This window comes from Laspinema sp. D2d (genome assembly GCF_025370755.1).
GTDB lineage: Bacteria > Cyanobacteriota > Cyanobacteriia > Cyanobacteriales > Laspinemataceae > Laspinema.
This window is the reverse complement of sequence record NZ_JAMXFC010000033.1, coordinates 68,848-81,191: the sequence shown is the minus strand read 5'-3', so window position 1 is coordinate 81,191 and position 12,344 is coordinate 68,848. Positions and strand designations below refer to the sequence as shown.

At 48.8% G+C, this 12,344-nt stretch carries 6 protein-coding genes and 1 tRNA gene; 1 reads left to right on the top strand and 6 read right to left on the bottom strand.

Annotated features, from left to right (window positions below; translation table 11 throughout):
* Nucleotides 1–87: 87 nt before the first annotated feature.
* From NG796_RS19950 to NG796_RS19940, 3 genes are all read right to left on the bottom strand, one after another.
* The gene (locus NG796_RS19950) at nucleotides 88–381 is read right to left on the bottom strand and encodes a DUF4278 domain-containing protein (protein ID WP_261208702.1); all 294 of its coding nucleotides are present in this window, start codon (nucleotides 379–381) and stop codon (nucleotides 88–90) included.
* Nucleotides 382–661: 280 nt separating this feature from the next.
* Nucleotides 662–1,483, bottom strand: a complete 822-nt coding sequence (locus tag NG796_RS19945; RefSeq protein WP_261208700.1) for a tetratricopeptide repeat protein — start codon at nucleotides 1,481–1,483, stop codon at nucleotides 662–664.
* Between the two features lie 111 nt (nucleotides 1,484–1,594).
* Nucleotides 1,595–1,666: transfer RNA gene (locus tag NG796_RS19940), tRNA-Gly, on the bottom strand.
* A gap of 939 nt (nucleotides 1,667–2,605) precedes the next feature.
* On the opposite strand from NG796_RS19940, the gene NG796_RS19935 reads away from it, so the two are divergent.
* Nucleotides 2,606–7,213: a PAS domain S-box protein gene (locus NG796_RS19935; RefSeq protein ID WP_261208699.1), complete on the top strand. Its 4,608-nt coding sequence runs from the start codon at nucleotides 2,606–2,608 to the stop codon at nucleotides 7,211–7,213.
* A gap of 13 nt (nucleotides 7,214–7,226) precedes the next feature.
* Here NG796_RS19935 and NG796_RS19930 read toward each other — a convergent pair whose 3' ends face one another.
* From NG796_RS19930 to era, 3 genes are all read right to left on the bottom strand, one after another.
* Nucleotides 7,227–9,383, bottom strand: coding sequence for a tetratricopeptide repeat protein (locus NG796_RS19930; RefSeq protein ID WP_261208698.1), 2,157 nt, complete (start codon nucleotides 9,381–9,383; stop codon nucleotides 7,227–7,229).
* Between the two features lie 13 nt (nucleotides 9,384–9,396).
* On the bottom strand, nucleotides 9,397–11,043 hold the full coding sequence (locus tag NG796_RS19925) for a DEAD/DEAH box helicase (RefSeq protein WP_261208697.1): 1,647 nt from the start codon (nucleotides 11,041–11,043) through the stop codon (nucleotides 9,397–9,399).
* 180 nt (nucleotides 11,044–11,223) lie between these two features.
* Complete coding sequence (gene era, locus NG796_RS19920) at nucleotides 11,224–12,171, bottom strand: GTPase Era (protein WP_261208706.1); 948 nt, start codon at nucleotides 12,169–12,171, stop codon at nucleotides 11,224–11,226.
* Nucleotides 12,172–12,344 lie beyond the last annotated feature (173 nt).

Genomic DNA, 12,344 nt, shown 5'->3' with positions numbered 1-12,344 from the left:
GCTCGAAATTTTCGGCAAGGATTAAATGCTCTATCCCTTGTACAGCAATTAGTCTAGCTGTCTTGTCACCCTCTCAGATAAAACCGTTTAAAATTTGGATAATCTATGGCTTTTTAAAGCTTGCTGATTAACAGGTTTCGTCTGAAGATTTAACCGGAAATCGGGACAATTTTCTGCATTTGGACCTTGGGGATGGACGGCACAGAGTAAGTGGGGGTCCCCGGAGTAAAAGTGACAGCGATCGCACGTTCCGAGTTCTCCCGACAGGTCCCCTTGTTGGAAGTACCAAAACTTACCACGATAGATTCCCGAAATTTCTCCTGGGGGTGTTTTCACCGTAGGAATTAAATCATAGCTGACACCACGATAATAAAGTTTCATTGATCTCACCTGTTAGCGATCGAGCATTTCATGAATTTCTAGGCCAATGAGTCTTTAGTCCAACTCTACCCAAGGGTAGATGTCAAAACAATGGAATTGGAGTAAACTGCCTAAATGCGCAACTCATCTCTTCATCTTCTCGATCCTGACATCAGGAAACCGGCGATCGCACCGATCCCCAGTATGAGTTCTAGTCAACTTGTGTGAAAATTTGCTAGAGACTCCCCGGATGGGTGAGTATCCGGGGTGCGATTGGTCCAACGGAATTACGCCCTAACCCTCAAAATAGCACCGTCATTAAATTCCGGCGATAAACTTGGGTCAGAGGATGGTCATTTCCCAGTAAGTCAAAAATAGACAGCATCGCCTTTCTCCCGCCATCCTTTTTATAACTGCGATCGCTTTCTACAATCTTGAGAAAAAGTTGCAACGCCTCCTCATAGTTACCTGCCACCGTTAAACAAGATGCCTGAGTAAACATCCGGTCCAATTCACCCTCCCCGGAAGCATTATTGCATTCCCTCTTAAACTGAAGTAACGCCTTCACCGCTTGCGCTTCTGCAAAAAATTCCGACTCATCTGCTTGAATGACTGATAAAAGTTCCTCAACTTTTGCCAACTTATCCTCACTGATATAAAACTTGGCCGCTTCTAATCGCACCCGTCTATTTTCTGGATATTGGGTTAACAAAGAGGCAAATATTGTCTCAGCTTCGGTTCGATTACCGCCTAACAGTGCCTGACGAATTACCTCCAACCCTTCGTCTAAACCCGACTTAATATTACAATTTTCCAAAAATTCTCGTAATTGGGGTTCTGGTAATACCCCTACAAATCCATCCAACACTTCCCCATTCCGGATAATTTTCACATCCGGAACTCCTTCAACCCGAAATGCTTGTGCTAGATAGTGATTTTCATCAATATTCACCTTTGCCACCACACAATCATATTCTAGGGCAACTTTTTCCAACATTGGTTTTAACATCTGACAAGGACCACACCAAACCGCATAAAAGTCCACGATCGCCGGAATTTCGTAAGACTTTTCTAAAACTTCTTGCTCAAAGTTGTGGTCATAGACCTCAATCGAATATCCCATCGTTTCTTCTGCCTTGCTAAACTGCCAATTCTCCCATTGTAGTGAAACCCGGGAAAGCAGGAAAGCTACTCACACCCAGAGGAGCAAGACCGAACATGGAGGCTAACAAAAAGCGGGCGATGGGACTCGAACCCACGACGTTCAGCTTGGGAAGCTGACATTCTACCACTGAATTACGCCCGCTTGCAGTTGTCGTTAAAACCTGTTGCTTTTCGGCACTTAACGGATAACGATTAGACTAGAGAACTATTATATAACCATTGACCCCAAGTTTGTCAAGGGGTCTGTTAAATTTTCCCTCCCAGACACCGCCGAGTCCACCCAGAGGCCCTCCCCAGTTCAAGGTCCCGACTTCAGTGCTTATCCCCCATTGGCCGTTTTACAGTTGTCCAACCTAAAAATTATAATGGTCATCGATAACGGAACACCGAAACCCTTTCTAATCCCCTCAGCATCATGGGGATAAATTGAAAGCCCGATCGCCTCCTGAGATTGCCATTGAAAGGGGGGATTTGTTACCTCAAATAGGGTAGAGATAGGCGCTCATAGTCCAGTAGTCATAATGGATGTCAAATCCCCGAAACAGTCAAAGTCAATCGCGGTTGAGTTTCTCAAAACGTTGGAGAAGAAGATGGAAAAAAGACTGCCTCAGATACCTCCCCTCTCCCCAGGTATAGCGCTTCCTCGGAGGAGGTATAGGGAGATAGGGGCGTTCGGTGGCGAAGGGTGCAGGAACGCTAATGCAAACCTTTTTTTCTGGAAATCCCTAAAATACCCAATTTATAGAGTCAAAAAGTGAATACTCTCGCACCGCCCATTTCCTCAATTGTGCCCTGATCTATTCCCCCCTGTATAGGCCCGAGGAGCGCCCCCTTGGAGCAAAAAGAGGGATGAAGGGGGTTGAAAAAAAAGCGATCGCCTTCCCTAAATTAGGTCAAAATTTATTGCAAATAAAAAGGCAAATTAACGCCGATAATCAAGGGAGGGAATCCCACTTTCAAAGTGAATCCTTCCTTTGGTAGATGTAAAATTCCCGAAAAAAATGTACACCCAAGATGAGTAGATAAACGATGATTAGCAAGTGAGCGAATCTGAACACCCCAACAACCAGGACCTCTGTACATGATGGAACAGCAGCCAGCCAAGCGGAAAACAAAGAGAGAAGAAGTGGGATGGACAGATATCGTGGATCTGGAACGCCTCCGAACGGTTCGGGACTGGTCCAGCACCCCGCTGGGTGCGATGGAAACTTGGCATTCCAGTTGGCGTACAGCGGTAAGTTTGGGTCTAACCTCCCAATTTCCGACCCTGGTTTGGTGGGGTCCCGAGTTCCGGCTGATCTACAATAAGGCGGCCCTGGGTTGGATGGGGGACCCCAAGTATCCCGATTCCCTGGGTCAACCGGGACGAGAGGTCCTCAACCCGGAAACCTGGGCGATTCTCTCTCCGATGTTAGAACGAGTGTTCAGCAGTGGAGAAGGTAGCGGATCAGAGAATTGTCGTTTGGTGTTTGATCGCCCGGGGTCGCCGGTGGTGGGGTGGTTCCATCTGTCTCACAGTCCGATCTACACGGAAAACCATCAAGTTTGTGGGGTTTTGACGACAGCGATCGCCTTGCCTACTCCCAGGAATGAACCCCCTGAGAACGAAGAAAACATCGCCGAATCCTTAGAGAAAGGTCCGGAACACGCTGCACCCTCTGCCCGAATTTTGCTGGTGGATGATAACTCGGTTCGCCGAGAATATGTAGAATCCCAACTGGTTCGCCAAGGCTATCAAGTCAAAACCGCAGGCGATCGCACCACCGCCCTGGATGCCGCCCGGGATTTCTTCCCCTCGGCGATTCTCACCGATGCGATCGCCCCTGAAAGTTTAGATTGGCTAGAGGAACTGGGAACCGGCGTGAACGGAAAACAGATCCCCGTGATCCAGTTTCCCCTAGAAGCGATCGAAGGAGAACCAATGGAACCTACTTCCCCAATCGAGGGGGGGCGACAGTTTCGGGACGCAGCGGGGTATATCCATGATTTGCTGACTCAGGTCAACACTCACTTAAAAGACCCGAACCCGAGTCCCGATCCAGAACTCCGGGACCCGACTCAACCGGATTGGACTGCAACCCCGAAGGTGAACCCCCTGATGGTCCTGGACCGCCTCACGGATGGGTTTGCCTGTTTTGATCGGGAAGGCCGCTATACTTATATTAATCCAGCCGGGGCCAAACTGCTGAATCACCCCGTAGAAAAGCTGGTGGGACAGTATTTGTGGGAGATCTTTCCCGAAAGCCTGGGGAGTTCCTTTTATCGAGGGTATCATCGCGCCTGGGCCGAGGGAAGAACCCTCGAACTTGAAGAGGATTATCCGCCGTTAAATAAGCGGTTTGAAGTGCGGTTTTATCCCCAGGGTGAAGGGCTTTGTGCGTATTTCCGAGAACGGGGTGGCGCAGCCGAATCAGGAAGGGGAGAACTTCACCAAGAACGGGATTTTTTGGCGGCGGTAGTGAATGCCATTCCCAATTTAGTTGTCATTCTCGATCGCGAAGGTCGGATTGTGGGTTTTAACCAAGCCTGCGAAACCACCACAGGTTATTCTTTTGCGGAAGTGCAGGGGCTGTATGTTTGGGATCGGTTGGTGATTCCCGAGGAAATTGAGTCCATCCAAGGGGTGTTTGAGAACTTGCGGTCAACGGCAACCCCCAACGAGTATATCAACGACTGGGTAACCAAGGGGGGGGACCGACGAGCGATCGCCTGGTCCAATACAGTCCTGCGCGATGCCACAGGTGAGATGGAGTATCTTATTGGTACGGGGATTGATATCAGCGATCGCTACGCCGCTGAAGCCGCCTTGCGCCAATCTACGGAACGCTTTCGCATTGCCGCAGAAAATACCAGCGACTTGATCTATGAATGGGAGATTGCCACGGGAGGAGTGGAATGGTTTGGAAATATTGACGAAGAACTGGGATATGAGGCGGGCGCATTTGCCCGGACTCGCCAAGCTTGGCTTGATCGCATCCATCCCAGCGATCGAGAGCGAGTCGAAAATGCCATAGACCGGCATTTACAGACCCGAGAACCCTTTGATGAAGAGTACCAAATCCAGCGGGCTGATGGGATTTATCTGTATTGGAGCGATCGGGGAACAGCCCTGTGGAATGAGCAGGGACAACCCTATAAATGGATCGGAGCTACAACAGATATCACATTGCGTCAATGGGCACAGACTGAAATTCTCAAGCTGAATCGGACCCTGAAGCGCCGGGTTAAAGAGTTACAAACCCTCCTCAAATTTATCCCCATCGGGATTGCTATTTCTGAAGATCCGAACTGTGAGCAGATCCAGTTGAATTCGGTTTTAGCTCAAACGTTGGGAATGGCCTCGCCGATTGTTCCCTATTATCATCCCCTACCTGAAGCCACAGCACATGGGTTTAAGCTGTATCACAATGGCCGAAAACTTGAGCCCGAAGAGCTTCCCATGCGGTATGCGGCCACACATCAAGTCGAAGTGCTAGAGTTTGAAGTTGATGCCATCCATGAAGATGGTAGAGTCATCGAGTTCCTGACTTATGCCGCCCCAATCCTGGATGAAGAGGGGCAAACCCGAGGTGCAGTGGGCGCTTTTGTGGATATTACCCAGCGTAAACAGATCGAAGAAGCCCTCCGCAACAGCGAAGAACTGTATCGATCGCTGGCGGAAGCGCTGCCCCAAATGATATTTTTGTTTACACTCCAAGGAAAGCTGGAATATTGCAATCCGAGTGGGGTGAATTATATTGGGCTGAGTTTGGAACACATTCTGCAACGATCAGCCCTAGAGTGGATTCATCCTCACGATCGCTCAGAAGCGATCGCCCATTGGCGAAACGCAACCGCCACGGGAACCGGCTACGAAATAGAGGTCCGCTTGCAACGGTGGGATGGTCTCTACCGTTGGCACACTCTCCGCTTGAATCCGATCATCGGAGTGGGCGATCGCCTCCTCAAATGGTTAGGAACAGCCACTGATATTGATGATCGCAAGCGATCGCAACAGCAAGAGCAGTTTTTAGCCACAGCCAGCAGCGTTTTGGCGAATTCCTTGGACTACCAAACCACTCTGGATAGTCTGGCTCATCTCACGGTTCCCAGTATAGCGGATTGGTGTGCGATCGATGTTATTGAAAAAGATGGTACAATTGAACGGCTGGCGGTCGCTCACATTGACCCCTCCAAAGAAGAACTCGCCAAAGAATTGTATCGACGTTATCCCCCCAAAAAAGAGGAAAGAACCGGACAACCTAACGTCCTGCGGACGGGACAATCAGAACTGTATCCTCATATCCCAGACGCCATGCTGGTCCAGTCTGCTTACGATACAGAACATTTGCGAATTCTCCGGGAGTTGCACTTACATAGTGGAATGTGTATTCCCCTAAAAGCCCGAGGAAAAATCCTGGGAACGATCACGTTTGTGCTAGAAGCAGGCAGTCGCACTTACGATCATACTGACCTCATGTTAGCAGAAAAGCTGGCTCATCGGGCGGCGATCGCCTTAGATAATGCCCGTCTTTATCGGGAAGCTCAAGATGCCAACCGGCTCAAAGATGAGTTTCTGGCGACTCTCTCTCATGAGTTGCGAACCCCCCTCAACTCCATCCTGGGATGGGCGCAGATTTTACGCAATCGCAGACTGTCTGAGGAAAAAATGGGATTAGCCCTGGAAACCCTCGAACGGAATGCCCGATTACAGTTTCAATTGATCGAGGACCTGCTGGATGTATCCCGAATCATTACGGGGAAATTACGGCTGAATGTCACATCGGTTTCTCTGAACAAAGCCATCGAAGAGGCGATCGCGTCGGTTCGTCCTGCGGCAGAGGCTAAACATATTCAACTGAAAACGCAACTGGACCGCCATGCTGGACCTGTTTCTGGCGATCGCGATCGCTTACAGCAAATTGTCTGGAACTTACTCTCCAATGCCATTAAATTTACCCCCCCGGAAGGCTCGGTTACGGCTATTTTGGAGCAGTTTGAGAGTTCTATACAAATTCGGATTGTAGATACAGGACAAGGGATTAAACCCGAATTTCTGCCCTACGTCTTCGATCGCTTCCGGCAGGCGGATAGTTCTAGCACTCGTGCCTATAATGGACTCGGACTGGGACTGGCGATCGTGCGGCATCTCACCGAACTCCACGGGGGTACGGTATCGGCGGATAGTCCGGGATTGGGTCAAGGTGCGATTTTCACCGTAGAATTGCCTCTGATGCCTCGATGTGAGCTTCCGGCCCAACCGGACTCTCACGACCTAAATTTAGAGTCTCCCCAGGAGGTCAACCCCAAGACTTCTCTGGAAGGTGTGAGAGTGCTGCTGGTAGATGATGAAGCCGATGCCCGGGGTTTACTCACTCTCGTCCTGGAACAGTGCGGTGCACAGGTTCAGGCAGCAGCCTCGGTCCGTCAAGCCCTGATGGCGATTTCTCAATTTTATCCCCAAGTGCTGATTTCCGATATTGCCATGCCGGAAGAAGATGGATATACCCTGATTCGGCAGGTGAGGAAGAGGGAATTATCAGAAGGGGGATATTTACCCGCAGCCGCAGTTACAGCTTATGCAAGAGCAGAAGACCGCACCCGGGCCCTGAAAGCGGGATATGATATCCACCTCCCAAAACCTGTGGATATAGCCGAGTTAATCGCTGTAGTCGAACGCCTTGCGGCGCGATCGCGTCAGACCCTTTAAATCGGCGTGAGCGTTACCGATAGCAGGCTAACCGTTGTTGCACTTGGGTTTTTAGGGTTGGACTTTCTAGCGATCGCACCACCTGCATCGCCGAGTTATCTTCGCCCAATTGCCCGTACCGAATGGCAATTTCTTCATATAAACTGCCTCGATCCATCGGGTCTTCTACTTCTGTATAACCAAACCAATTCCCCTCGGCATCGTACTGTCCCCCAAATCTCATCATCTTAGATTCTTCCCCTGGAACGGTCTGTGCGATATCAAAGGCTTTGTCTAAGGCTTCCCGGGCAATATCTCGCTCTCCCGCCTTCAGACTTTGATCGGCAATGGCAATTAAATTACTAACTTGTTCTGAAGGGGATTTCAACAACTCTATCACTTGATAGGCTTGATCAATTTTTCCCCCTCGGATGAACCTCTCGACCAGACGATTAATGAAAGTGCTTTGAAAATATTCCTCTTTCATAATGCGGACTAGCTGCAAGGTAAAGTCATCAAGTCCACCCTCCAAAAGCCGATTAAATACCGTCTCCCAGACATAAGAATTTTCTTGAACCTGGCTGCTGATTGAGAGGACTTGAGCAAATAATTCTTCAGCCTTAGCCTGTTGTCCAGCTTTAGCATATTCCACCACTAAAGAAGCCAATACTTCAAATTTCTGCTCGTTAGTTTCAAGAGATTCAACGGCTTTCATCCCTCGATTCAAAAGTTCAGTCCCCCGTTCCGTTTGACCGAGATTTTGATAGACAAAAGCCAGGGGCACTAAGTTGATTGGCATCATTTCAGCCGCCTTAACTGCTATTTCATCATCCCCTCGGGTTGCAGCTTCCGTTGCCAAGGCTAACAAAAGAGCCTGTTTTTTTTCTAAATAAGGGATTTGGTGGGCGGCTTGAATTGCCACTTCATAGAGTCCTAAACGAGTATAATCTCTAACCATATCCATCAAAAGAAATTCTTGTTCATAGCTTTCGGAAATCGTCCTAACGGTTTCCAAAGCTTGTCTCGCGATAGTGGAGGCTTCCTCTCGTTGTCCTTGGGTGGCATATTCAATCGCGATCGCATTAAGGACTTTAGCTTTGATTTCCGGCCTTTCTAGGGGAGTAATTTCCTGCAAAGCTCGGTCCGGATATCCCGCTTCCGCATAATGAATTAAAATCGGGGAAAGGGCTACCATCCGACTGTTTGGATCTGAGATTAAATTGGCCTGACGCACCGCCTCTGTAAATAAAGGAATCACCCGATTGGTTTGTCCCTGTTTGGCTGATCGCAACCCAATTTCTGCTAAACCTCGGGCTTTAATTTCTGTATCACTGACGTGATCCAAAACAATTTTATGGGCGCGTTCAATATTACCTTGGTCCGCCAAATTTTTGGCAATTTCGGCAAACGTTTGACTACGATAATAAGCTTCAGAAATCGTTCCAGCAAGTTCTAAAGCTTTCTCCAGTTGTCCGACTTGTCCATAATAAATGGCGAGGGGTTGGAAATCCCAAGCTTGACTGTAGGCATCTTGATACACAATAGATTGAGCATACTGAAGCGATCGCCCCAGGATTTGTGAGGCTTGGATCGGATCTTCCAGGGCAATATAAGTTCGGGCAATTTCACTTAATCCCTTGGTTTTAAATGCCGCCCCTCGGATCCCAGTTTCTGCTAAAATAGCACGGGCGAGGGTGGCGCGGGCGCGATCGCGCTGACCCGTTTGAATATACAACCGGGCAATTCCTGCCAAAGTCCGGGTTTTGCCATAGCTATATCCGCTATCCAAAGTATGACTCACTTCCGCAGCAGCATCCAGGACTGACTCCGCCTGAGACCCCTCTCCCTCTGCCACCAAGCGATCAACCAGGGTTTCCAACATCCCCTCTTGTGCCTGAGTGCCATTGACGAGTTCAATCAACATCAGGACAGTCTCACGGCGAGGACTAACCCCTTGCATCCGTTGGAATAGCTCACTTAAATCTTCCGTTGCTCGATCCAATTTGCCCGATTGGAGATGATTTTGAGCGCGATCGCGTAATTCAAACAGGCGGTTTTGAGTGTCTTGATTCTGGTCCTGCTGACAAGTCACCCCCTGGGCGATCGCCAACGGTTCCAACAGCTTACAACCACTCGTTAACAACATTAACCCTAATCCCAATCCCACGGTCCCGGCCATTGATTTTTTCATAGATTGATCTCGGCTATTTATCACTTTCTTCGTTGGATTCAGAACAGTTTTTAGGCAACTCATTCTCTGGATAATCTGGACTCTCAACCTGTTCGGAATGTTCGGAGGGTTTGGGCGGTTTCTCCCCCCAATTTGAGGCCCGTTCTGCCGCTTTTTTCCTCGATGCTTTACCCACCCCATAAATCGGTGTGGGCGCAGGAGAGGGCTGCGAGGAACCGGGTCGGAGTTCTAAGGGCTGGGGTTTAAACCCCGGCAGTTCCGGTTGAGTTTGAGGGTTGGGTTGCCTTGTGTTAGTAATTCCCCGCCGCCGTTGGGAGGTCCCTTCTTCTGCGGTATCTTCTGCCACCACTTCATACAAAATTGCTCGTTTATTTTTCTGGCTTCCTTTTCGTAAAATTCGCCCTAATCGTTGAATATACTCCCGGGTCGAACCTGTTCCCGATAACAAGATTGCCACTCTCGCATCTGGCACATCTACCCCTTCATTTAAAACATGAGATGCGATAATCGTTTTATAAATTCCTTCTTTAAAGCGGGTCAAAATTTCGTGACGTTCTTTAACCGGAGTTTGATGAGTCAAGGCAGGAATTAAAAAATCCTGAGAAATGCGATAAACCGTTGCATTATCCGCCGTAAAAATCAGGATTCGTTCCGGGGAATGTTGAGCCAATAAATCCGCGAGAATTCGCATTTTTCCATCAGTTCCCAGGGCAATTTCTTTGGCTTCCCGGTGAGCTAACATCGCCCGCCGTCCCGCAGGCGATCGCGCTGAAGCTTGGACAAAGTGCTGCCATCCTTGCAGACTGCCTAGGGAAATGTGAGATTGCTGTAAAAACTCATTACGAGTTTTGATTAACTGATCGTAGCGATCGCGTTCCAATTTGGAGAGTTTAACTTTAATCTGGACAATTTCATGTTCTGCTAAAGCACCACCGGCTAAATCTTCTGCCGTTTTGCGATAGACTTCCGGACCGATTAACTGCGTCAAATCTGCGTGTTTCCCATCTGATCGCTCAGGAGTTGCCGTTAACCCCAACCGATAAGGGGCGATCGAATATTCAGCGATCGCCCGATTAAAATCCGTCGGCAAGTGATGACACTCATCAAACACAATCGATGCATAGCGATTCCCCAACGCCTCCGCATGGATTGCCGCACTGTCATACGTTGCCACCAAAATCGGACTTTTATCCCGCGAACCGCCTCCCAATAACCCCACTTCCACATCGGGAAACGCCGCTGCGAGATGCGCGTACCACTGATGCATCAAATCCAACGTCGGCACCACAATCAGGGTCGTGCGCGGGGTCGCCTGCATCGCCAACTGAGCTAAATACGTCTTTCCAGCAGCAGTCGGCAATACCACCACTCCCCATCGTCCCGCCTGCTTCCAGGCCGTCAGCGCCTCTTGCTGATGGGGATAAGGCGGCATCTCAAAGCTTGGGACCAACTCCAGAGGTCCAAACCCCTTCGCCTCATCAATAAACTCCGTCCCCTCTGCTTTAAGCGCCTCAATTAACGGACGATAGTCGATCGCACGCACGCGAAACTTTTCCACCCGTTCATCCCAAGCGGCAAAATCAATCCACCCTTTCCCTCGCGGGGGTGGATGCAGCAACAAAGTACCCCGGTCAAACGTAATCGTTGGTATGCGGCCCATCAGTTTATCACTTGTTCAATCCCTTATCGATTGTACTAGAGCGGCGGTCTCCAATGAAACCCCCGGGACCCGATTATAGAACCATCCTAAATGTAGAGTTTATGGGCGAATTAACCCTACATTTAGGAGTAAGTCCTGGATGAAAATTGGGTTGGTTGCCTTGAATACTGTCTTGATGCTCTAATCTTCTAATTTATACCCTAATTCAGCCAATTGAATACGAGATTGTCTCCAATTGGGTTGAACTTTGACAAAGATTTCTAAATAAACTTTACCCTCAATGAGTTTTTGCATTTGTTCTCGGGCCGCCGATCCAATTGCTTTGAGCATTTGACCCCCTTTGCCGATAATAATTCCTTTTTGAGAGGGACGTTCTACATAAATAGTTGCTAAAATCCGGGTTAAATCCTTAGTTTCTTCCATCAAATCGAGGCTAATGGCAACAGAATGAGGCACTTCTTCTCGAGTTAAATAGAGAATTTGCTCTCGAATCAGTTCGCCAATGATAAAGCGTTCCGGGCGATCGGTGACTAAATCGGGGGGATAATAATAAGGGCCCGGTTCTAAGCGATCGCCCAGTAAAGTTAATAACTCCGGGAGTCCTTCTCCCGTTGTCGCTGAGAATTTGGCGATCGGCCAATTGAGGTTTTCTGCAATTTCCTGATAGCTGCGATCAATGACTTCTACATCTCGCGATCGGGATAAACTCGACCGTAAGTCAATTTTATTCAAACCTAGAATAACCGGCGTTTTGGTTTGGGTGAGAATTTCCGTAATAAAGCGATCGCCTCCCCCCGCTTCCACCGAACCATCTACCATCAACAGTAGAATATCCACCGTAGAAATGGCCCCGATCGCATTTTTTACCAACACCTTTCCCAGTTGGTGATGGGGTTTATGAATCCCGGGAGTATCTACAAAAATAAATTGAGCCTCGGGGGTTGTTAAAATTCCCCGTAAACGGTTTCGGGTCGTCTGCGCCACCGGGGAAGTAATCGCTATTTTTTGTCCCACTAAGTGATTCATCAGGGTAGACTTGCCCACATTGGGCCGTCCAATAATCCCGATAAACCCGGATTTAAACCCGGCAGGGGGTTCGGGAATGACAGAAAAATCTGAGGGATTCAGGGTCGTACCTCCTAAAAAATAAAATAGTTTCTTTCTATTTTAATTCATTTTCAGAAAAGCTTGCAAATTTTTTTGTACTTTATGTACAGTTCAACGGGCAATCTTCCTGTTTAGTGGAGAAGCCACCCCAGGCGATCGCGCCACTCAACTAGATTACTTTTTGCAACCGACTG